Origin of the sequence: Paenibacillus tianjinensis, from assembly GCF_017086365.1 — a bacterium.
GTDB classification, from domain to species: domain Bacteria; phylum Bacillota; class Bacilli; order Paenibacillales; family Paenibacillaceae; genus Paenibacillus_AQ; species Paenibacillus_AQ tianjinensis.
Genome location: NZ_CP070969.1, coordinates 974,498 through 998,013, shown reverse-complemented (window position 1 = coordinate 998,013; position 23,516 = coordinate 974,498). Strand labels below are relative to the sequence as shown.

Here is a 23,516-nt window from a genome sequence, read left to right as displayed (position 1 = left end):
CAAGGCGGCTCCCTAAGCCGCAGAAAGGAGAAGCTATGAAAACTCAGCCAGATCACAACCGGATTACCCTGCTTGTTGTCCGCGAGGCCGGACGTCCGGTCAGGCAGCTCCAGTTATCCAAGCCGCTTGCCCTGGCCATTCCGGCCGCAGCTGCCCTCTCCATCTCCAGTCTGGTCACCTCGATGCATTTTCATGCCTCACGCTCCATTGCCGAGCTGGAGGCCGAGGCTGCTTCCCTGTCGCTGACCAATCTCCGGATGGAAATGAAGGTTTCCGATAAGGAACAGACCCTCCAGCAGCTCCGCAGCCAGGTGATGGAGCTGTCAGAGGAGGCCGAGAGCATCCGGGATCAACTGAAGAGCGTGGATGCGCTTGAAGCGCAGCTGCAATCCCTGATTAATCCGGATGGCAGTACCGGCCGGGATACAGACTCAGAGACCGATCCGGTTTCTACTTCTATGTCCACTCCCGGTCCCCTCTCCGGAATGCTCCCGGCTGCAGACACAGCGGCGTCATCCGCCCGGAACTATGGAGTCGCTTTCGGTGCAGAACCGGAGCCAGCTGCTGCTTCCTCTTCCCTGTCTGCCGTCAGCTTCCGTCTTGGAGCTGTCTCTTCCGCATTCAACAGCACTGTAGTGCCACAGGTTGGCGGGGAGTATATCGCTGTCTATCAGGATGACCCTCTGGAGCTGGTGCAGGAAACCAGAGATGATTACGCAGAAATCCGCAGCCTGCTGGAAGAGATGGTAACCAGCATCACCACAACGATTACAGAAGCCAAGGAGGCCAAGAGCGCAGAGGCTCAGCTGCAGGCTACAAAAGCCCTCGCAGAAAAAAAACGTCTGGCGCCGGCCGTCATCTGGCCTACCCACTCCAAAATGATCACTTCCAGCTTTGGCTACCGCTCTGATCCCTTTGAAGGCGTCTCCGCCTATCATTCAGGCATTGATATTGCCGGCAGCATCGGGGATCCGGTCTACGCGGCAATGGACGGTGAGGTCACTGCGTCCGAGCAAATGGGAGCAAGAGGCAAATACATTATTCTCAAGCATTCGAACGGTCTGGAAACCTGGTACATGCATTTGAACGGGATGACTGTCAGTGTGGGTGATAAGGTGAACAAGGGCCAGCAAATCGGCACACTTGGCAATACCGGACGCAGCACAGGCCCTCATCTCCATTTTCAGGTAGTGAAGCAGAACAAAGCAGTCAATCCCTTAGGATATGTGAAACCATAAGGCAGGGCTTCAACTATTAAACCCATACAATGTTTAGGAGGGTAAAAGCATGTGGAATCGAAACAAGCAATCAGCGTTGTTCAGGTCTACCGATTCGTTGATCGGACATGGAGGGAATCTGGAGGGCAAGATGCAATGCGATACCAATTTACGGATTGAGGGTAACTTCAGCGGGGAAATCCAGTGCCAGGGGACTGTAACCATCGGCGAACAAAGTACGGTTCTCTCCACGATCAAAGCCAGGGAGGTCATTATCGCCGGAAAAGTATATGGTGACGTTACTGCCGATCACCGGCTCACCATGACGGGAACCGGACAGCTGCACGGTAATATCCAAGCAGGCATGCTCAGCATCATGGAAGGCAGCGTGCTAAACGGCTCTGTCATCACAGCCGAACAGCCCGCCATTGAAACGGCAGGCGGGCACACCGAAGCCAAGAAGGCTGACAAGGCAGGCAAACGCGCCTCCAAGCAGCAGAATAAGCTCGAAGCGGGCTAAGCGGGCTTAGCCCGCTTCGTTCGGCCGGGTTCACTTAAATACAGTTAGCAATAGCTTTGTCTCCTTAAGCGGCGACATCTCTTTTGCTGAAAACCAACCAGGAAACTCCCAGGAACAGCAGGTAGTAAACTGCCAGTACCGCTATGGAGAACCCGATGGTAACCCCTCCCGGACCGCTGTCTGTCAGCAGATATCCCCGCAGATCCATATGCGTGAAGATCAGATATTTGGCCCAATCAAAGCGATCGGGATTGAAGATGCTGACGAAAATATTTTTGGTAAACATAATGAACAGCGACAGCCCGATGGCCAGACCGCTAGCCCGGAAAACGCTGGAGACCATAAAAGCCAGTGCAGCGGTCAAAAACAGCTCGATATACCCGCAGAACACATCCAGGAAGGAATATTCCGCCGGACTCCAGGACATCTGATTCGCTACTGCGCCCCCCTCGGAAGAGGAGAAAATCAGGGATGAAGCATAGGCGAATACAATCAGCACGGCTGTACTAAGCAAGCTGAACAAAACCATGGAAATGTATTTGGAGAGCAGGATTTTGGAGCGGCTCCACGGGCGGATCAGCAGCAGCTTAATTGTTCCCCAGGAGAACTCGCCCGCCACAGCGTCAGAAGCCACCACCACTGTAAAGATTGTATTCAGGAAAAAGGCGATCGTCACCGCCATCTGAAAGTTGTCCCATAATCCGGTTCCCGATGAATCTCCGCTGCTCGTATAGTAGACCAGTGCAGGGAACAGCGCACTCATGAGTGCCAGAATAAACAGCATAATCCATGTACGGACACGGCTGTAAATCTTGATATTCTCATTATGTATGAGAGCTGCGAACTCACCCAATGCCTTCACCTCCGGTAATTTCCAAGAATTGATCTTCCAGTGAACGTGACAGCGCCCTGATGCTGTACACCTTGAAACCGGCAGCTACCAGCCGGGCGTTCAGCTCGGCGATTTCCTCGCGTCCTGCCTCAATAGAAACCCCGCCGTTCTTCACTGCTCCGCGGCCGATCAGCGCCAGTGCAGCTTCCGGATCATTGACCTCAAACAGCGTTTCCTGAACCGGCAGCACCGCATCTCCTACCGTCTTCAGCTGTTTGACATCAACCAGACGCCCGTTCTGGATAATGGCCACACTGTCACACATCAGCTCCATCTCCGACAACAGGTGACTGGAGACAAACACCGTTGTTCCTTCCTCCTGGCACAGGCGCCGCAAATAATCCCGCAGCTCACGAATCCCTTGCGGATCCAGCCCGTTGGTCGGCTCGTCCAGAATCAGCAGCTTTGGCCGGTGCAGCAATGCCTGAGCGACTCCCAGCCGCTGACGCATACCAAGCGAGTATGTTTTTACTTTGTCATGAATTCTCTGGCCAAGCCCGACCAGCTCTACAACTTCATCAATCCGCTGCTTCGTAACCCCCTTGACCATTCGGGCATACTGCCGCAGATTCTGATAACCGCTTAAGAACTTATACATCTCCGGATTTTCCACGATCGCACCGATGTTGGCTACAGCTTCCTCAAAATGGTCCTTGATGCTGCGCCCGCAGATCAGAATATCCCCGCGGCTGATAGAAATCAGTCCCACCATCATACGGATCGTTGTTGTTTTACCGGCACCGTTCGGCCCAAGGAACCCGAAAATTTGTCCGGGCGTAATATCCAGCGTCAGATCACTGACCAGCGTCTTGGAACCCATTTTTTTGGTGACCCCTATCAGGCTGGCAACCGGCTTATTCGCTACTTCTGCCGTAACTGGCATACTTTCACTTCCTTTCTTTGTTTATAAAATGAAACATATAGATTGGAACTAGATATTTCTGTTTCGGGATTGGGGGTGACTCCAGAGAATGTTTGGACTTCCAGCCGCTGTTGTCTGCAGATTTCTTGATTTTGCCCGCTGTTGCGGTAGAAATCCGCAGAAGGGTTATGCTTCCGAAGTGAGCTTTCCTGCAGAAAGCTTTCAGGCGGACGCTTCGCTCTTCCAGTTCCAAAATTCCCTTCCGCCACTCTTTCCCTAGCTCAAATATTCAAGTTCAATTCTACCATTTCATTTTATTTATTATTCATATTACCACAAACTGCCTTTTTCCTGAAAAGAAGAAAAAAAGGCAGTAATAGTAAAAAAGGCTGAATCCTTCCTCATTCGGAAGGATTCAGCCTTTTACTACTTATTACAGCCGTTCAGTACGATACGGCAATTTCTAATTAGCCTCCAACACGCGCAAGTTCACGCATATTGGCTTCGAAGGCAGCCATCAGGGCAGCTTCACCGGTTAACCCGGTCTGTTCTACCTTGCGGATCTGCTCCAGCATCCGTTTGTAATCCTTCGGAATAACACGGACGAATTTCGGCAGCGAAGCCTCCCAGCTGTCCAGGATCCGGCTTGCAGCAGCACTATCTGTAAGCTCTGCATGGCGGGCAATCAGGCTGTGCAGTTCAGCTGCTTCATCCGCTTCCTCCACACGCTCCAGAAGCACCATTTCCAGGTTGCAGCGTTTGATGAAGGTATTGTCCGGGTCATAGACGTAAGCGATACCCCCGGACATCCCTGCCGCAAAGTTGCGGCCGGTTGGACCAAGCACGGCCACACGGCCGCCGGTCATATATTCACAGCCGTGGTCGCCCACGCCTTCAACAACTACCTTCGCACCGGAGTTACGCACGGCGAACCGTTCACCGGCGATACCACTGATATACGCCTCACCGCTGGTCGCTCCGTAAAGCGCCGTATTCCCTATAATAATGTTGTCCTCAGCAGCAAAGGTAGCCTTCGGCGACGGCTTGATAATCAGCTTGCCTCCGGACAGCCCTTTACCCACATAGTCATTGGAGTCGCCTTCGACCGTAATTGTAATGCCCTTCGGTACGAAAGCTCCCAGACTTTGTCCGGCAGAGCCGGTGAAGTGCAGACGGATTGTATCATCTGGCAGACCTGCGGCCCCGTATTTGCGGGTAAGCTCGCTCCCCAGAATCGTGCCCACTGCACGGTTGACGTTCGTAATCGGCAGTGAAGCTTCAACCACCTGGCCGGATTCCAGTGCCGGTGCTGCCAGATCCAGCAATTTCGATACATCGATGGTTTCTTCCAGGCCGTGGTTCTGGAATTTGCTGCGGAAGCGGGTGCTGCCTTCAGGCAGTTCCGGAGTATGCAGCAGACTGCTCAGATCTACGCCTTTCTTCTTCCAATGACTCGAAGCACGTACAGCATCGAGGCAATCCGTGCGTCCGACCATCTCTTCAATGGTGCGGAAGCCTAACTCAGCCATAATTTCGCGCAGGTCCTGAGCCACAAATGTCATAAAGTTCACGACATGCTGCGGGTCGCCGGTAAAGTTCTTACGCAGTTCCGGATTCTGTGTCGCAACACCAACCGGACAAGTATCCATCTGACATACGCGCATCATGATGCAGCCTACCGCTACAAGCGGTGCTGTAGCAAATCCGTATTCTTCTGCTCCCAGCAGTACTGCTACCGCAAGGTCGCGTCCGCTGAGCATTTTACCGTCGGTTTCCAGTACAACACGGTCACGCAGGTTATTCAGCATAAGCGTCTGATGCGTCTCCGCGAGTCCAAGCTCCCACGGCAGACCGGCATGACGGATGGAGTTCAACGGGGATGCCCCTGTACCGCCGTCATATCCGCTGATCAGAATAATATCGGCACGGCCCTTGGCTACGCCGGCAGCGATCGTTCCGACACCCACCTCAGACACGAGCTTCACATTAATGCTCGCACGCGGATTGGCATTCTTCAGATCATAAATCAGTTCGGCCAAATCCTCGATGGAATAAATATCATGATGCGGCGGCGGTGAAATCAGGCCCACACCCGCTGTGGAACCGCGCACTTCGGCTACCCAAGGATATACCTTGCGGCCCGGAAGCTGTCCGCCTTCACCAGGTTTAGCCCCCTGTGCCATCTTGATCTGGATCTCATCAGCGTTCACCAGATAGTTCGAGGTTACCCCGAACCGGCCGGATGCCACCTGCTTAATCGCACTGCGGCGGGAATCGCCGTTAGCGTCCGGAATAAAGCGCGCCGGATCTTCCCCGCCTTCACCGGTATTGCTCTTGCCACCGATGCGGTTCATTGCAATCGCCAGTGTCTCATGAGCTTCCTTACTGATGGAACCGAACGACATGGCTCCGGTCTTAAAGCGTTTCATAATCGATTCTGCAGGCTCTACTTCTTCGAGCGGAACCGGCTGGTTCGTTGTTTTGAATTCCAGCATGGAGCGGATGGTCTGGTGCTTCTTGCTCTCACCCTGAACGAGCGCCGCATATTTCTTGTACAAGCCATAGTCCCCGCTCCGCACGGAATGCTGAAGCAAGTGAATCGTCTGCGGGTTGAACAAATGCTCTTCCCCGTCACTGCGCCATTGATATTCACCGCCGGAATCAAGCACCTTGTCGTTGCCGTCCTTGTCGGTGAACGCACGGTTGTGATGAATCAGTGCTTCAGCAGCTACTTCCTCAAGGCCGATACCGCCGATACGGGAAGGTGTCCAGGTAAAGTAACGGTCCACAAACTCCGAATTCAGGCCGACAGCTTCAAAAATCTGTGCACCGCGGTACGATTGGATCGTGGAGATCCCCATCTTGGACAATATTTTAACTACGCTCTTCGTCGCAGCCTTAATGTAATTCTTCACAGCCTTCTCATGCGAAATTCCGCGCAGCAGGCCTTGCCCGATCATGTCATCCAAGCTTTCAAAAGCAAGGTATGGATTGACCGCACTGACGCCGTAGCCAAGGAGAAGCGCGTAATGATGCACTTCACGCGGTTCGCCGGACTCCAGCAGAATGCTGACCTTCGTCCGTGTCCCGGAGCGGATCAAGTGGTGATGCAGGCTGGATACAGCGAGCAGAGCCGGTATTGCGGCATTCTCACGGTCTACACCGCGGTCAGACAGAATAAGAATATTATGTCCTTTAGCCATTACACGGTCAGCTGCTTCATTCATGCGTTCGAGGGCAATGCGCATTCCTTCCGCTCCAAGCTCAGCCGGGAACAGGATCGGAATCGACATCGACTTGAAGCCGGCACGGCGGACATGGCGGATCTTCGCGAAATCCTCGTTGGAGAGAATCGGCGATTCCAATGAAATCTGCCGGCAGCTCTCCGGTTCCGGCTTCAGCAGGTTGCGTTCCGGCCCGATCGTGGTGGCTGTAGAAGTAACCAGCTCCTCACGAATCGCATCGATCGGCGGATTGGTTACCTGCGCGAACATTTGTTTAAAATAGTTGTAGAGACGCTGCGGGCGGTCCGATAGCACGGCCAGCGGGGCATCGTAGCCCATGGAAGCAACGGCTTCGGCACCGGTGGAAGCCATAGGCTCCAATACCTTGCGCAGATCCTCAAATGTGTAGCCGAATGACTGCTGCAGCTGCTGCACATTGTCATGCTTCGGATTTGGCAGCTCCGGAGCATCCGGAAGCTGGTCGAGGCCGATGAGATGCTCATCCAGCCACTGGCGGTAAGGCTGCTCGGAGGCGATGGCGGCCTTTACTTCCTCGTCGGAGATAATTCGTCCCTGCTTTGTATCCACCAGCAGCATGCGGCCTGGTCTCAGGCGGTCTTTATATAGTACATTCTCTGCCGGAATATCAAGCACTCCAGCTTCAGAGGATAAGATAATCATATCGTCTTTGGTTACATAGTAGCGTGCAGGGCGCAGGCCGTTACGGTCAAGCATTGCACCGATTTGCACACCATCGGTAAAGCCCATCGCGGCGGGGCCGTCCCACGGCTCCATCAGAGTGCTGTGGTATTCATAGAAGGCTTTCTTCTCATCGCCCATACTTTCATGATTGCTCCAAGGCTCAGGCACCATCATCATCGCCACATGCGGCAGGGAGCGTCCGCTGAGATACAGGAACTCAAAGGTGTTGTCGAACATCGCAGTGTCAGAACCGTCCGGATTTACGATCGGTTTGATCTTGCTCAGGTCTTCACCGTATACTTCGCTCTTGAACAGGGACTGGCGGGCATGCATCCAGTTTACATTCCCCCGCAGTGTGTTGATCTCGCCATTATGGATCATGAAGCGGTACGGGTGGGCACGCTCCCAGCTTGGGAACGTATTGGTGCTGAAACGGGAGTGCACCATCGCAATCGCCGACTCCAGCTCTTCATTCTGCAGATCCAGGTAAAACTGGCCTACTTGCTCGGTTGTCAACATGCCTTTGTATACGATCTTCCGACAGGACATACTTGGCATATAGAAGGATTCAGCCTCTTCCACACCGCCGTAGCGGATGGCGAGCTCGGCACGCTTGCGGATCACAAACAGCTTGCGTTCAAAAGCCAGCTCATCGGCAAGGCCCTCAGCACGGCTGATAAATACCTGGCGGACATAAGGCTTGGCTGCCTTAGCGGTCTTGCCCAGCATTTCGTCGAAGGTAGGCACATCACGGTATCCAAGCACCGCCTGGCCTTCTTCGGCAATAATCTCATTTAAGAGAGCCTCGTGACGGGCGCGGATCTCCTCGTTGTGAGACAAAAAGATCATACCCACGCCATAAAAGCCCTGTTCCGGCAGTTCAAAGCCAAGCTTACTGGCTTCACCGGCAAAGAAACGGTGAGGAATCTGCAGCATAATGCCAGCTCCGTCACCAGAGTTCGGCTCGCTTCCCTGTCCTCCCCGATGCTCCATATTAAAGAGCATAGTCAAAGCGTTGCTAACGATATCATGGGAAGGTTTTCCTTTAATATGGGCAACAAAACCCATGCCGCATGCATCTTTTTCGAACTGGGGATCATAAAGGCCCTGTTTGCCGGGCAGTTCAGTGTGTCTCATCATACGCAACCTTTCTATTATAAAGTAGACGTTATCTTCACAAGAAGCGGCTGCACGTCCTTAAATCAGGCGGCATCCGCTTCACTTAAAATATAAGATAAAAAGACCTAAAGAGTATAGTACCTTATATCTTAGGAAAATTTTTCAGAAATATCTTAATAATTATTCAAGCCAGATTGGTTATATAAGTTTATCATCGACCTGACATGAGTGCAATTTAAAGTTTTTTATGAGTTTGATTAACAAATGTTTTTACGGTACAGCTTTAGTGAGTAAAAGTGTAAAAAAACTTTCCGCTGCATATTTATTCACAAATAACGAATAACTTCTTATTCATTGAAAACGCTTCATTTGTTTTCTTTCCATATGATGTAAATTTTACAGTGTATTTTTGGATCAATCTAGTGAAGTATAACAAAGAACGCCCCGGTCCGGGGCGTTCTTTGTTAATTTTATTCTAAACAATGAAATTCTGATTATACAGACAACACTTGTTCACCTTTCACCATCACTTCATTTTCCTGTTCACGGGTCATGAAATAGGTGAATGTTAATGCCAGGAATACGATGCCGTAAATGGCCAGGAGTCCCGCATCACCCCACATGGCACTGAAATCTCCGGTGGAAATAGCTGCTTTGAATCCGCGCACACTGTAAGTCATAGGCAGCAGCGGATTGAAGAATTTCATCCAGTTCGGAATCAGCTCCAGCGGGAAGGTACCCGCACTTGTAGTCAATTGGAAGATGAGTATAACGATGACTACGAAACGTCCAGGCTGATCCATCCAGGTAACAATCGCTTGAATCATCCACATGAAGGAAATGCTTGTAATAAAGGTAAAGGCATAGAACAACGGTACACTTTGTACCTCAAGCCCCAATCCGTAAAGCACGATCATCGCCGCCATCAGGGATTGCAGCATACTCATCATAGAGAAGGTCAGTGTGCGGCTCATAAACCGGTTGAACCGGCTCGCCTCAAGCACTTCAGAGCTTCTCATCGGAACAACGAGTGTACAGATCAGCGCGCCTACGAACAATCCGAGCGACAGGAAGTAAGGAGCAAAACCGGTACCGTAGTTCGGTACTGCACTGACCTTAACTTCTTCGATCTTCACCGGCTGTGCGAACATGGACACCAGCGCATCCGTTTTGTTCACCGTGCTGGTCTGCGAAGCAGCATCGCCAAGCTTCGTGGCCAGCTCGCTTGATCCCGATTTCAGTTCATCCAGGCCATCTTTAAGCTGGCCTGCACCGTCGCTGAGCTTCTTCGAACCATCGGCTACCGATGTGAGGCCGCTGCTAAGCTGGCCTGCGCCAGCCAGAAGCTTGGATGTTCCGGCCTCCAGCGCCTTGCCGCCATCCGCCAGCTTCGCACCGCCTGCTGCCGCTTCATCCAGCTTCGCGCCGAATTGCTTCATACCGGCGGAAAGTGTATTACCGCCTGTTTCAAGCTTCGCAGCACCTGCCAGCAGCTGCTGTTGTCCTTGCAGCAGCTGCGTGCTGCCCGCATTCAGCTGCTGCGCTCCGTCATGCAGCTGGCTGACACCTGCGTCCAGCTGCTGCGAACCGTCATGCAGCTGGTTCGCGCCCTGTACCAGCTGCTCTTGGCCGCTGTGCAGGGAGGTCGCACCTGCCAGCAGCTGCTGCTGGCTCGCATCCAGCTGCGCTGTGCCTTCGGCTACAGCGGCGCTTGCCGCCAGCAGCTTCTGCACATCTGCGCTCGCCGCGAGCTGCGGACTCGATTTAACCAGCTGCTGCAGGCCATCCGCCACTGCCTTGGCTCCAGCGCTTACTTTGGCGCTGCCGTCCTTGGAAGCCTTCAGACCGGCTTCCAGCTTCGCGCTGCCTTCGGCGGAAGAGGTCAGTCCTGCCGCCAGCTTCGAGCTGCCGTCAACCACTGACTGCGTTCCTGCCTGCAGCTTCGCAGTTCCGTCTACAGCCGACTGTGTTCCGGCTTGCAGCGCTGCTGCTCCGGCTTCAGTCTTCTTCAAGCCATCGCTAAGCTGCTTGCTGCCGGCTGCTGTCTGCGATACGCCGGCCTGCAGTTTTTTGTGGGCGGCAGACAGTTGCTCAAGTCCGCCTGCCAGGGTGCTGCTGCCATTCTCCAGTGCCGCTGCACCTGTATTCAGAGCAGTCACACCTTCTGTAAGAGGTGCTACGCCGTTAACCAGCTTGCCGGTACCTTCGGTCAGCACAAGCAGGTTATCTCTCAGCTTCAATGCACCATCGTCCAGCTTCGTTGCGCCGTCAGCGATCTTTGAAGCGCCGTCTCCGGCATCACCAAGGCCGCTGGCGATCTCAGTAATTTTATCAAATACGGAATCTGTATAAGCTTCAGTTATCTTGGCCGATACTTTTGTCTTAATATCTTTTACTGCAGTTCCGCCGATTTGACCGGCAAGGAAGTTGTAGCCTTCATTAGGCTCGTAAATAATTTTGGCCGGCTGCGGATCTGCATCCAGCAGGGTAGTTGCTTTGGCTGAGAAATCTTCAGGAACGATGATCGCCATATAATAGGTATTATCGTCCAGTCCGGCTTCTGCCTGCTCACGGGTCACAAAGTTCCATTTGAACCCGTCGGTCTTCTTAAGTTCCTCTACCAGCTCGTTACCGGCGGCCAGCTTCGAGCCTTCATAATCGGCACCTTTATCTTCATTTACAACAGCGACCGGCAGCTCGTTCATTTTACCGTACGGGTCCCAGAAGGCTTTCAGGAACAATCCGCTGTACAGCACGGGAATGAAAAGGACAACGAACATAGGTATCAGCACTTTAGGATTCTTAAGCGCCGCGCCAAGGTCCTTAATAAACACGGATAAAGATTTCATTCTGGTTCTCTCCTTATGATCATATGCTCTTTTTATGAAGCTATAAGTCTCTCTCTATCAGAACAGTTTTCACAAAATTGCTAATCTGCTGAAAGTTTGCAGGAACACTGGTTGACCATTTTCCCCAATCGGTCAGAGAAAGGCAAAAAAAATATGTTGTAACGCGGCTGTACGCAAGAGCCCATCAGCAGTTCAAAGCTTGTCGTGCCAAGCCTTCGGACAGAAACAATTGAAAATAATCTTTGATCTGTTCTTTGCTTAAAGACACATGCACCTTGTTCAGCTCGGCTGTCAGCACGATATAAAGCCTAAACATAACTACGGACACAATCTTAGGGTCGCAATCCTTAATCTCGCCCTGACGTATCGCCTGTTCCACCTCCCGTTCCAAATATTCAAGTACAACACGCTCGATCTTATCGAGCCCTTCACCAGCCTGCGGCGTTCCGAAATCGCGACTTTCCTGGGAAAGCTTGATGAATAGCTCATGTTCGCTTCGAAATTCAAGCAGCGCATCCAGAACCCTGTGCAGGTTATCAAAAAACGGCTTATCGCGTTTGACTTCCCGCTCGGCGATTTTCTTCATCTCGATAATGACATCACGCAGGATCTCATCAAACAGCTGCTCCTTATTCGTAAAAAAGGTATAGATCGTTCCTTTTCCGACATTCGCAATCTTTGCGACCTGATCCATTGTGGTTGCCTTATAACCGAATAATGAAAAACATTTCGTCGCGGCCTGAAGCACCAGCTGCCTTCGATCTACCACAGCCACCCGTACACACCCTTTCCTTCGAAAAATCGTTGCCACCGCATTTTGACCACTTTACTAATCCGGTCATTCGGTCATTACCCACTTTATCACTTTATATATCTGTTTGCAATACCTGAGCTCTCCATATTTTTTTATTTTTTTGCAGGGTTTTAACTTTCTATTTACGTCTTATTTGTATAATGTGAGAAAAGAAGCTAATTCCCTTGTATACTATAAGAGAATGTTTTACTGAAGAGGTATCTCCAATTCGCCCTAAGAAGAGAACCCGCAATTCTACCCATGAAGGAAAGTAGCAGGTGAACTTATGCGAAAGAAAAGAGTACTGCTGTTTTCGGAAGGCTTCGGCACGGGCCATACAGGGGCAGCCTATGCTCTAGCCGAAGGAATCAGACAGCTTAACCCGGACGTCCAGTGCCGGGTCATTGAGCTGGGGAGATTCCTGAATCCTACGGTTGCTCCTTGGATTCTTTCCGCTTACCGCAAAACAGTCAGCAGCCAGCCTAAGCTGGTCGGCATGATGTATAAAACCCAATATCATAAATCACTGAACCGGCTGACCCGAGCGGCACTTCACCGGATTTTTTATACACATGCCCAAAAGGTGATTGAGCAGCTTAAGCCTGATCTCATTATCTGCTCCCATCCGATTCCTGCTGCCGTCATTTCCAGGCTGAAGCATCAGGGGCTGGAAATACCGCTGTATACACTTATAACTGATTATGATGCGCACGGAAGCTGGGTTAATCCCGAGGCAGACCGCTATTTGGTCTCAACCTCACGGGTCAAATCGATTCTGACCGGACGGGGGGTTCCTCCTGAGCTGGTAACAGTCACCGGCATTCCGGTGCATCCGAAATTCTGGGAGCGTTCCAGCAAGCAGCAGCTCCGCAAGGAGCTCGGGCTTGCCGATATCCCTACCGTATTGATTATGGGCGGTGGATGGGGTCTGATGTTCGGCAAAGATGTCATGGATTCATTGACCGCCCGGATGGACGACATCCAATTGGTCTTCTGCATGGGCAGCAACGATAAGCTTGTGGCCAAAATGCGCGCCACTCCCCTGCTGAATCATCCCAATGTGAAGATCCTGGGATACAGCAGCGAAATCAATAAGCTGATGGATGCATCTGATCTGCTGATTACGAAGCCTGGCGGGATGACCTGTACGGAAGGTCAGGCCAAGGGCATACCGATGCTCTTCTACAGTGCCATTCCAGGACAGGAAGAGAAAAATGCCCAGTATTTCGTAGAGTTAGGACTCGCCGAAGTGCTCGATTCGGATGTGGTGGACAGATGGTTTTCCCTGTTGCTGCGGGAATATGCCGGTCTTGAGGAGCAGCGGAAACGCCGGCTGGCCCTGGAACGGCAGCAGCCGCATAACTGTGCCTCCACCGTGCTGCAGCTCTTGGGCAAGAGTGCAGACGGGGCAGCTGAACCACGGACTGCACGGGCGCAACAAACGCGGACGGAAGAGCCTGTCTATGTTACACCTTAATGAAGAACCCAAAAAAAGCCTCCAATCCGGCGTAATGCGGATATGGAGGCTTTTTCAGTTTTCGTAATTATTTATAGAATGTATGATTGCCGATAGTCTTGGCGTAGGTCCGTGAATGATGCACGGTAAGATCCTGTGCCAGCTTTAGAGACAGGAAAAAATAAGTATCATCAGTAACCTCTTTCACCCCGGAAAGCGCGGCATTGACTGCTTTAATACTGTCCTCATTCGGCTTTACGCGCTGAAGACGCCCGTTCGCCACAGGACTGAACTGGCTTTTCTGATAAATAACCTCATGTATAGTGTCGGGAAAATTGGCTGACCGCAGCCGGTTCAGAACAACGTTGGCGACTGCCACCTTGCCCTGGTACGGTTCACCTTCCGCTTCTGCCATAACGATTTTTTGCAGCAGTAGCAGGTCTTCTTCGGATATTGCGTAGCTCCAGGTTGCTTGTGCTTGCTGTTCCTGGCTTAGTAGCTTGGTCCGGGAGAAGAACAATTTTGTGGGGGGATGTTGCTGAGATGCCGTTTTTACTTTGGTTACGCTCTGACTCCCCTTGACTGCCGCCTGCTTCAGCGCTTGCTGCGCTTCGGGCGACACCTTCACCACAACGGTCCTCGGCTTGGCTGGCTGCGTCCCGGCTGCTGCCTTAAGCTTCAGCTTAGCGGGAGTGAACCAGTCCACCGTTTGCTTACCGTTCCAGACATGGCCCGGAATTGCCGCTGTGGTGAAGAGCATGGGTTTAGCCGTTCCTTTTATCCTCTCAGGGGTTACTGCTGTCTGCGGCAACAGAGCTGCTGCAGATGCATGGCCGGAACCTCCAAATTTATCCATTTTCAATGTATTTTGCCCTTCGTTAATTTTACCGGGGCTGAGCAAGCTTATAGCAGAGAAACACACTAGAATAACGCCGACAAGCAGCGCGATACAGCGGTTTTGTTTAAAAATTTCCATTTTTTACCTCCTATTTTACGGCACATTCCTATTGTATGTAACCGAAAATGGAAGCTTTGAAAACTTTCTTGTCGATTTATCATTAAAAAAATGTCAAATTTTCGATGATTTCATACATAGGAATGGCATGCATCCTAGTAGCATACACCACAAAACAATCTACCGTCCAGTCATTTTCCGAACAATTGTTCTCGTCTCCCAGCTTAGGGACCCGTAATTTCCCAAGCCGTTCCGTGCTGAAAGGCAGCTCATCCCGGTATTTACGGGCCAGCGTAAGATGGGGGGCATACGGTCTTTCCTCCGCCCTGAAACCCAGGGGAGCCGTGGCAGAAACCACACCGTGCTGAAGCCCCTGAAGCTTCTCGAGCTCGCCTGACACCCCGGCCCAAAGCACTCTTGGCGCACTTCCCGGGCCAAAGGTTCCCCCTTCCTTCAGCTGCAGTTTAAACGGAGTATGCTTGCCGGAAATTTCCTTCAGCGCTTCAAGCAGCGCCGGAATCTGTTCCTTTCGTGTGTCACCCAGAAATTGGAGGGTAATATGATAGTCTAGCGGATGTGTCCATTTGGCAAACTTCAGCCTCTCAGATATCTCAGCGCATTCTTGCCCTAATACTCTACCTATTTCCTCAGGCAGCTTCACAGCTATAAACAGCCGCTCCGTTTCTTTCGCAGCAGATTTCATCAATTTCACCTTTCCAGACAGATTTGTTATCCTTATTGTATACAGGATCAGCCATTTTTACTAAAAAGCATACCAGGAGGGAACCTTTATTGACTAAATCTATCGTATGTTTACAGCCCCTTACATCCCGGCAGCAGGAGTCCATTCTCGCCGCCGCCCCAGGTTATACCCTTACACTGGGAGATGCCAAAAAACCGGATCTGGAGGTGCTCGCCCAGGCAGAAATCGTAATCGGTTGGGGCAAAGGCATCAGTGACACCTTGCTGCGTCCGGATTCACCGTTCCGTTGGCTGCAGACCTGGTCAGCCGGTGTTGAAAAACTGCCGCTGGAACGCCTTGAGCAGCGGGGGATTATACTGACGAATGCCAGCGGTGTCCATGCTGAACCGATTACAGCCGTCATCTTCGGTTTCATGCTGATCTTCACCCGGAATTTGCATACCGCTATCCGTAATCAGCAGGAGCGCAACTGGCATTCAGACGGTACGGAGAGTGAGCTGACCGGCAAGACAGCCGTTATTGCCGGTACGGGCTCCATTGGCAGCGAAACGGCAAGAATCGCCAAAGCCTTCCGGATGAACACGATCGGAGTCAGCCGTTCAGGTGAGCCCGCTCCCGGCTTTGATCAGGTTTACACAACCGGCCAGCTCACGGAAGCTGCCAGCCAGGCTGATTTCATCATAAACACGTTGCCGCTTACGGACGAAACGCAGGATCTGTTTAATGCAGACGTATTTGGAGCCTGCAAAACAGGCGCTTATTATATCAACATCGGGCGCGGAGCCACAACAAATACAGAAGACCTGATGGCCGCGCTGAACAGCGGCCGGCTGGCCGGTGCCGGTCTGGATGTATTCGAGACTGAGCCGCTGCCTTCAGAGCACCCTCTCTGGGGTATGGAGCAGGTCGTCATTACCCCGCACTGTGCGGGTTCGACGGACCGCTACGCCGACCGGGTGGTCGAAATTTTCACAGCCAATATGGAGGCTTATCTGAAGACAGGCGCCCCTTCACATAACGTTGTTGACTATAGACGCCAATACTGAATACAGACGAAAACAGCCCCCTGTAAAGACATGTACTCTTTGTGAGTATATGTCCCCAAGGGGCTGTTTTCTTATACTACAAACCGCTTTACAGATTCTTCAAGCTCAATCAGACGGCTTTTCAGCTGCCCGATTCCTGCCGCAACCTCACTTGTTGCACTTACCTGCTCATGGGCAGAAGCCGAAGTTTCTTCTACACCGGCTGCCGATTCCTGCGCCAGGGCTGAAATATGCTGGCTGAATTCGCTCATCTTTTCGCTGGCACCGGTCATCTGCGCAATATTATGGCCCATATTCTCAATGGTTACAGCCATAACATTTACCGACCTGTTGATCTCGGCCAGAGCTTCGCCTGTCTCTACGATCTGCCGGCTGCCTTCCTCTGTCTTCAGGACACCTTCGCGCAAATTCTCTACCATATCCCTCGAATCCAGCTGAATCCCCTGCGTTATGCCGGTAATTTCCGCTACCGTCTGCTGCACATCCTCCGAGAGCTTGCGCACCTCCTGCGCGACTACCGCAAAGCCGCGTCCACTTTCTCCGGCCCTGGCGGCTTCAATTGCAGCATTGATGGCCAGCAAGTGTGTCTGTTCAGAGATATTGCGGATCGAGCCGACCAGCCGGAATATGCCTTCATTCTTGCGGTTCAGCTCTTCTACCGTCTCCATGGACTGAGATACAGCCTCGGCAATCTGCCCCATCTGCGCGACTGAGCTATCCATCAGCTGTCTGCCCCGGTCGCCTTTGGAACGTACCTGCTCGGAGTGAAGCAGCAGCTCATTTCCTTTATCGGCAAAATCTCCGATCAGCTTGTTCAGGTCATCGACAGCTTTGGAGGCATCCACTGCGGCTTCTGCCTGGCTTCCTGACGCTTTGGCCAGTTCTTCCATGGTAAGGGCAATCTGGCTGCTTCCTTCCTTCGTACCCGAAACCGTGCGCACCAGCTCTTCCCCTTGGCTGGCGATAATCCCCGAGACATGGCGGATCTGGTTAACAATCTCCAGAAGTGTGCGGTTCGTCTCATTTACGGTTTTGGCCAGCCGGCCGATCTCATCCTCATTCACGATAAAGGTATCCTCTGAGGTCAAATCTCCGCTTGCAATCCGCTGCAAATGGACGGTTACTTTCTTAAGCGGGTTAATCATTGTCTTGCGGATCACCATATTGATTAGGCCTATGACCACAAGTACCAGCACAATGATCACAATATTTATCGTAATCGAGGTATGGAACGTTTGAACGGAATGACTTCCCTCTTGCGCGGCTTCCTTCTGGCTATAGTCTACCAATGCGCCTAAATCGGTCTGCATGGCATTGAAGGCGGCTATTCCTTTTTGGGAAACCTCAAGGGCAAGCTCCTCATCCCCTGAGCTGCTGAGCTTAATCGCCTGATTATTGATGGTCATATATTCTTCCCATTTATCGCCCAGCGCTGTCAGCTGCTGCAGCCGTGTTTTGTCGCTAACCGACTGCCTGTAGCTCTTCATCGCATCCGCTACTTTTCGGATAAACTGCCCCCTCTGTTCTTCCAGCTTTGATTTTTCTGCGCTGTCTGCGTTCAAAATATGCTGCATGCTCAGAGCCATAATATGCTCCATGTAATAGTTAATCCTATGTACCTGGTCCAGTGCAGGAATCACATTCTCCACTATGTTGCCCGTGTTCTTCTGCATGTTGTTCATTTGATAGAGGGAAGCGCCCCCAATAATTAAAACCAATATCGCTAAGGCCACGTAGCCTGAAGCTATCTTTACACCAATGCTCCTGTTGCTGTTAGCAATAACATTCTTTATTCCACTCCCATGCTTTAATACGAATTCCTTCAGTTTCTTTAGTTTCCGATTTTGTCCCATATATGTGCCCCCTTTATTTTCCGAAAACCTTACATGTAATTCATATCGATTGCTTTCATTTTTCATAAAAGGGCAAAACGATGGATTACACTCTCTATTTCGGCAGATTCCGGGGAGATATTTAGGCGATGTCAGGTATTTAATCGGGATTCATTCATTTGCAGCAAAAAAAACAGGACTCTCAACCTAGAGAGCCCCGAATCTTAAATTAACCAGAATACCTTTACTGTAAAACTTTCACATCATCAATATAAACCGTTGCATTTCCGCCTTCAGAGGGGGTAATCAGCTGAATGCCTAAAGCATTTACCTGCTGCAGATCATCCAGTGTAAACTCCGCTCCGCTGCCTACGTACACATTGTAGATATCATTGAAGTCAATGGTGAACTCCGTAAACCCTGTTCCGGCTGCCACCTTCGCCCCGGAGTCCAGCCAAACGGCATATCCGCGCAGCTTCAAATACAATTTGGCCTGTACATCAGGATTATCAGATACCACTCTCACTTTGGCGGTAATTCCACTGAAGGAGCTTAGATCCAGATTGGCGGTCTTTGACACTTCAAGTGACGAACCCGCACCAGTCCAAGTGAAATCCAGTCCCAACGACTGGCTGCCCTCCGCATAAACAGCCTTGGATACCACGGCATTGCCAGTAGTCGCGGCCCAGCCGTCTGTTCCGCCTTCGAACCCGTAATAGATGTCAGGAACTGCAGCAGCCAGCGCAATCTCCTGCAGGAACAGGTTCGCAGTTCCCCCGCTGTTAGCAATATCTTCAATCTTGATACCGATGGTCTTTACGGCAGTCAGATCTACACCCGCTGCTTCGGCTGCGGCAGGCAGTGAAATCGTCAGTGTCTTATACCCGCTGGAGTCTACCGCTACTGGTGTCCCGCTGTCTGACCATGTCCAGCCGGCTCCCGTCTTAATGAACAGCCGGGCTTTGGCCGTGCCGGCTGATAGCTTAACCTTGGCGTTTATCGTATCCAGCCCGCTCAGATTCAGCTTAACCGGATCAACCGCAAGCTCAAAGGACTGCTTATAGCTGCCGTCTGCATTCTGACCTGTATTGACCAGATCGAACTCCACACCTGCAGCCTGCTCTTCTTCCGAAAACACAGGAGCCTTCGCTTTGGCGCTGTCCCCGTTTGCTGTTACCCAGCCGGCAATATCTTCAGCGCTGCTGAATTTGTACAGCACACCTGGCGTGTGTCCTCCCGACTCTCCTCCGTCCTCACCGGACAGATCAGGCATTGAAGGATCATACACCGCCTGGATATCGTCAAAATAGAGTGTGCCTTCATGCGCCTGGCCGTCCATGGAATTCACATAAAGATTAAAGCTCTGCACTTGCTTCAGTCTTTCCTCGGTCAGTGCACCGCCCTTGCCCCAGCTCATCTCTGTAAGATTCTTAAGGCTCAGGACGACCTTACCATTCTGATCCGGGGTGATGACCGGATAAGCTTCGAAGTACCCGCCGTCAATCACAAGCTGGATAACCAGCTTCAGCGGTTTCCCCGTTTCCGCATAGGAGCCGCTGCCATCAGATGCCACCCACAGGCTGATTGCGTTATAAGCAGACCAGTCGAGCGAGCCCAGGCTTTTTCCGACCCCGGCATATTTCTGGCTGTTCAGGCTGTACTGCAGCTTCATGCCGTAGCTTCCGGAATTTTTGCGTTCGGTGCTTAGCGTAGCGCTGATATCATCACCACCCGCTTTTGGATACTTAGCCGCAAGCGCCTCGCTGCTGGAGCCATAGGATTCAAAATCATCCACCAGCGCATTGTCAGCCACCGGCGCAGTGTAGCTGTTGTATAGGCCGATATCGTCTACGTAAACCGGAAGTACGCTTTCCGAGACAAGCCCGCTTCCAACGATGGAGATTGCTAGACCCGTAGCGGCTGCCGATTTCTCAGCATTATCCAACTCTACAACCGCGTCATATTTGTAATACCGGGCACCGTCAACTGTCACTTTCTCCAGAATGGACAACGCTTTGAAGCTGGAATCCATGCCATACTTGGTATTCCAGTCCTCCGGCAGCTGAACAACGGTCCGGACCGCAGCGTTTCCGGATTCGTTTTGTGCCGCTTCGGGAATTAACACTCCCAGCTTCACCCGGCTGACTTTGGCTAAATTAACTCCTTCGAGAGCCGCCGGCGTAAGCTGCAGCTTCAGCTCCTGCCAGGAGTCTTCGGGAGACAGTCCGCCAGAGATGTTGACTGCAAGCTTGCCGTCCCCTGCCAGTACCGCATGCTGAAGCTCCGTCTTAATGGTCTCCCCGTTGCCTGCCAGGCCGGACCAGGTTCCATTGTTCTGAACCAGACTGGCATCGGCTGCTGTATTAAAGGCGATTTCTTTTATCGCAACCTCGTTAATCTTCACAAATACAGAAATGCTCTGTGTAAGCAGCACATTTCCTGTTCCGTATGCCTTTACCGTGATATCTGCCGTTGTACCGTTCAGGCTTGCTTCCGGCTGCCAGACAGCGGAATAATAACCATCCGTACCGAGCGTCATTTCGGTCTCGGCAACAGCCCCCCCTGCTGTGTAGGTAACTTTGGCAGGAACAAAATTCGCCGCTTTGGCGCGGATGACCGTCTTGGCCTCGGTAACCGTACCGACATTATTCGGAGAAACAATATGCAGGAAGGGCTGCTTCGCTGCAGCATTTACCACACGGCTGTATTTATTGTCATTTTTGATATCGCCGGCAAACGCCGAATAAGAATCCTTATAGAAATTGACGAAATCGCCCACCAGCTCGTGATCTGCCTTGTTAGGCACATTTTTGTACGGAACATATAAATTATTGCCTTCACCGAAGTTGGCCCAGGTCAGCATATACGAGATTTTTGCCGCATCCGGGTCCGCCTTGATCGCATTCAGCACCTTGGTGAACCATGCCTGCTCATTGTTACCGGTGGTGTTCATCCCGGCGGCGCTGTAGCCGTATTCAGAGAGGGTAACGATCTTCCCTTTCGACTGGGCGAGCCCGGAGATCATCTTCAAATCTTTGACAAGCCCGTTCAGAAAAGCCTCAGAACCGGCATTGTCCTTGTTGTCATACTGATCCATCCCCAGAATATCCACATACTGATCTCCCGGATAAGTAGTTAAATATTCATTTTCATTCCCGTTGAATGAGCCGTTTGGCGAGAATACATACAGGAAATTGTGTACGCCTTTGACATCCCGCAGGTATTCCACCGTGTATCTGTACAGCTCAGCATATTCACTTTTGGTTGTCGTTGCCGCTCCCCACCAGAACCATCCGCCGTTCTGCTCATGGAACGGACGGAACAGCACCGGAATCAGGCTGCCGTTATCATCCTTCAGATTGTTGGCAAAATTCGCGATCCGGTTGAGATACGTATTGAAATCAGCATTCTTGTCACCGCCTGGCAGAATCCGCGCTACTACGGATGCTGTGGCCCCCTTAGTGTTCCCTGTGTCGTTGAAGCTTCCTCCGGTGGCAAAATTATAAGGATGCGTACTCAGCGTCAAGATCCCGCCAAGCTCATGGGCGTGCTTCATTGCAGCAGTAAGCCCTAAGCGGCTGGCTTCATAATTCCCGCTCACTCCGGGAGGTGCTTCATAGCCGTCCAGGGAAAGGGTATCCCAGCCGAATACCGCCGGATAATCGCCGGTTGAGCTGTATACATCGGAGATTACGCTGCCATTCATATCTTTGCCGGCTATAGAGACGGTGGTGTCATGCTGATGCCCGAACATCGTCTGCTTGCCGCTCATCTCTTCCAGATAAGCAAATAAGGATTTCGTAGCCGGAGTTGCTGCGGTATCCACGATTTGGACTTCCGGCGTTGCGGTTCCGCCTCCACCGCTGCCGCCGGTTCCGCCGGTTCCTTCGCTGCTGCCCGGATTGCTCCCTGCAGTGCTGCCGGCCGTGGTGCCTTCTGCCGCAGCAGTTCCATCTTTCACAGTGTAGCGGCCTTGTGGCAGCGTCTTGCCGTTTAAGCTGACGGAGGAAGCAAGCACCTCAAGTCTGCCGATCGCTCCTTTGCCGCTGACCGCCGTACCTTGGGCATTATTGCCGATTACCGCTGTTGTAATTGTTGCGCCGGATTCGAGCTCTATAATAGAAGCGCTTTCAATCAGCAAACGTCCGATACTTGTATTTCCTTCTGCAACGATACGTACTTTTCCGTCCGGCCGGTTTACTTGGGCAACCGCCAGCTTCGAATTTTTGAAATGAATTGAATTTTCACCGCCGCCGGAGACATATACCGACCCCTGTACGGTTACATTATCCAGCGCAGCTTCACCGCTGCCGATTCCGGGAGCCAAATACAGGTTGCCGGTAATCCTCGTATCCTTCAATACCACTCCGCTGCGGTTCACCAGTACATTGCCGGTAATATCGCCGCCGGTGAACGTTCCAGCCATGGTATAGTAGCCGCTGACCAGCCTGTCAATGATACTGACAGCTTCTGCCCGGGTGATTGAACGATCCGGACGGAAAGAGCCGTCGGGATAGCCGTTTATCATGCCCTTCAGCGCCTGCACAGCTTCTGCAGCGTAGGCACTGATAGCAGCACCATCTGTATATGCCGCTGTAATTCCTCCGCTAGCGGGGGTAAGCGAGAATACAGATGCCAGGAGCACTGCTGCATCCTGACGGGTTACCTGTGTATCCGCTTTCGCTTGATTATCCGGAAAGCCTTTATAATAACCCGCCTGCTTCGCTATGGCTAAATCCCTGGCATACCAGGCTCCGGCAGGCACATCCGAGAACGGGGTTCCCGAAGGTGTGCTGAACCCGAACAGCTTATTGATGATGCTTGCCAGCTCGGCACGGGTAACCTGATTATCCGGCTTAAAGGATCCGTCAGGATAGCCCTGAATGACGCCGTTCCCGCGCCACTTTCCAATGCTCTCTTTCGCCCAATGCGTGTCCGGCTTCTCCTGTGCGTTACTGCCGGCAAGTGCCGGTGCAGCCATTGAAAACAGCATGATGGCCGTCAGGAGTAGCAGGAAACTCTTTTTAAATTTCTTCACTACTTCATCCTCCTTTTGTGTAAGTGCTTTCAAATCATAAAATCACACCAATAACTTCTTGGTTATAGTAGCATTTAAATAATAATTAAACAATAACTTTTTATAATAAAATAATTCATACAGCTGAAAATATACAAATATAGATCAAGATGCGTTTCGAGAAAAACCGCTATATATAAAGGTTTGTTAGGATTTATAAAGCCCATTTTGAACATATCGTGTAATTCTCAATGTCTCATTTTACCGATAACAAAATAATAACAAAAACACAATACAAGACCAGAAAACTAAAACCAGCACCAGAAAAG

General features: G+C 51.6%; 13 protein-coding genes. 4 read left to right on the top strand and 9 right to left on the bottom strand.

Going from position 1 to position 23,516, the window contains the following annotated elements:
- Positions 1-35: 35 nt before the first annotated feature.
- Both JRJ22_RS29420 and JRJ22_RS04235 read left to right on the top strand, forming a co-directional pair.
- The gene (locus JRJ22_RS29420; RefSeq protein ID WP_269751870.1) at positions 36-1,238 is read left to right on the top strand and encodes a M23 family metallopeptidase; all 1,203 of its coding nucleotides are present in this window, start codon (positions 36-38) and stop codon (positions 1,236-1,238) included.
- 49 nt (positions 1,239-1,287) lie between these two features.
- On the top strand, positions 1,288-1,737 hold the full coding sequence (locus tag JRJ22_RS04235; RefSeq protein WP_206103378.1) for a bactofilin family protein: 450 nt from the start codon (positions 1,288-1,290) through the stop codon (positions 1,735-1,737).
- A gap of 64 nt (positions 1,738-1,801) precedes the next feature.
- Here the strand turns inward: JRJ22_RS04235 and JRJ22_RS04230 are convergent, their stop codons facing one another.
- The 5 genes from JRJ22_RS04230 to JRJ22_RS04210 form a co-directional block, all read right to left on the bottom strand.
- A complete protein-coding gene (locus JRJ22_RS04230; protein WP_206103377.1) occupies positions 1,802-2,590 on the bottom strand; it encodes an ABC transporter permease in 789 nt (262 codons plus the stop codon).
- Positions 2,583-3,512 (bottom strand): ABC transporter ATP-binding protein, encoded by a 930-nt coding sequence (locus tag JRJ22_RS04225; protein WP_206103376.1) that lies wholly within the window; start codon positions 3,510-3,512, stop codon positions 2,583-2,585. The genes JRJ22_RS04230 and JRJ22_RS04225 overlap by 8 nt, the downstream gene beginning before the upstream one ends.
- A gap of 446 nt (positions 3,513-3,958) precedes the next feature.
- A complete protein-coding gene (gene gltB / locus JRJ22_RS04220; protein WP_206104972.1) occupies positions 3,959-8,554 on the bottom strand; it encodes a glutamate synthase large subunit in 4,596 nt (1,531 codons plus the stop codon).
- Positions 8,555-9,030: 476 nt separating this feature from the next.
- Positions 9,031-11,385 carry a YhgE/Pip family protein gene (locus JRJ22_RS04215; RefSeq protein WP_206103375.1) on the bottom strand — a complete coding sequence of 785 codons (2,355 nt, stop codon included), beginning with the start codon at positions 11,383-11,385 and terminating at the stop codon, positions 9,031-9,033.
- A gap of 184 nt (positions 11,386-11,569) precedes the next feature.
- Positions 11,570-12,160 carry a TetR/AcrR family transcriptional regulator gene (locus JRJ22_RS04210; RefSeq protein ID WP_206103374.1) on the bottom strand — a complete coding sequence of 197 codons (591 nt, stop codon included), beginning with the start codon at positions 12,158-12,160 and terminating at the stop codon, positions 11,570-11,572.
- Positions 12,161-12,464: 304 nt separating this feature from the next.
- Between JRJ22_RS04210 and JRJ22_RS04205 the strand changes: the two genes are divergently transcribed.
- On the top strand, positions 12,465-13,655 hold the full coding sequence (locus JRJ22_RS04205; protein ID WP_206103373.1) for an MGDG synthase family glycosyltransferase: 1,191 nt from the start codon (positions 12,465-12,467) through the stop codon (positions 13,653-13,655).
- 67 nt (positions 13,656-13,722) lie between these two features.
- Here JRJ22_RS04205 and JRJ22_RS04200 read toward each other — a convergent pair whose 3' ends face one another.
- Together JRJ22_RS04200 and thpR are read right to left on the bottom strand one after the other, a co-directional pair.
- The gene (locus JRJ22_RS04200) at positions 13,723-14,610 is read right to left on the bottom strand and encodes a cell wall hydrolase (RefSeq protein WP_206103372.1); all 888 of its coding nucleotides are present in this window, start codon (positions 14,608-14,610) and stop codon (positions 13,723-13,725) included.
- An 82-nt stretch (positions 14,611-14,692) separates the two neighbouring features.
- A complete protein-coding gene (gene thpR / locus JRJ22_RS04195) occupies positions 14,693-15,292 on the bottom strand; it encodes an RNA 2',3'-cyclic phosphodiesterase (RefSeq protein WP_206103371.1) in 600 nt (199 codons plus the stop codon).
- Positions 15,293-15,381: 89 nt separating this feature from the next.
- Between thpR and JRJ22_RS04190 the strand changes: the two genes are divergently transcribed.
- Positions 15,382-16,338, top strand: coding sequence for a D-2-hydroxyacid dehydrogenase (locus tag JRJ22_RS04190; RefSeq protein ID WP_206103370.1), 957 nt, complete (start codon positions 15,382-15,384; stop codon positions 16,336-16,338).
- 71 nt (positions 16,339-16,409) lie between these two features.
- Here the strand turns inward: JRJ22_RS04190 and JRJ22_RS04185 are convergent, their stop codons facing one another.
- The gene (locus JRJ22_RS04185) at positions 16,410-18,191 is read right to left on the bottom strand and encodes a methyl-accepting chemotaxis protein (RefSeq protein WP_206103369.1); all 1,782 of its coding nucleotides are present in this window, start codon (positions 18,189-18,191) and stop codon (positions 16,410-16,412) included.
- A 223-nt stretch (positions 18,192-18,414) separates the two neighbouring features.
- Positions 18,415-23,208, bottom strand: coding sequence for a glycosyl hydrolase (locus JRJ22_RS04180; protein WP_206103368.1), 4,794 nt, complete (start codon positions 23,206-23,208; stop codon positions 18,415-18,417).
- Positions 23,209-23,516 lie beyond the last annotated feature (308 nt).

Excerpts from the sequence above, each read along its gene's own strand:
- JRJ22_RS29420 (WP_269751870.1), top strand. The coding sequence starts at position 36 with ATGAAAACTCAGCCAGATCACAACCGGATTACCCTGCTTGTTGTCCGC.
- JRJ22_RS04225 (WP_206103376.1), bottom strand. The coding sequence starts at position 3,512 with ATGCCAGTTACGGCAGAAGTAGCGAATAAGCCGGTTGCCAGCCTGATA.
- JRJ22_RS04200 (WP_206103372.1), bottom strand. The coding sequence starts at position 14,610 with ATGGAAATTTTTAAACAAAACCGCTGTATCGCGCTGCTTGTCGGCGTT.
- thpR (WP_206103371.1), bottom strand. The coding sequence starts at position 15,292 with ATGAAATCTGCTGCGAAAGAAACGGAGCGGCTGTTTATAGCTGTGAAG.
- gltB (WP_206104972.1), bottom strand. The coding sequence starts at position 8,554 with ATGAGACACACTGAACTGCCCGGCAAACAGGGCCTTTATGATCCCCAG.
- JRJ22_RS04185 (WP_206103369.1), bottom strand. The coding sequence starts at position 18,191 with ATGGGACAAAATCGGAAACTAAAGAAACTGAAGGAATTCGTATTAAAG.
- JRJ22_RS04205 (WP_206103373.1), top strand. The coding sequence starts at position 12,465 with ATGCGAAAGAAAAGAGTACTGCTGTTTTCGGAAGGCTTCGGCACGGGC.
- JRJ22_RS04215 (WP_206103375.1), bottom strand. The coding sequence starts at position 11,385 with ATGAAATCTTTATCCGTGTTTATTAAGGACCTTGGCGCGGCGCTTAAG.
- JRJ22_RS04235 (WP_206103378.1), top strand. The coding sequence starts at position 1,288 with ATGTGGAATCGAAACAAGCAATCAGCGTTGTTCAGGTCTACCGATTCG.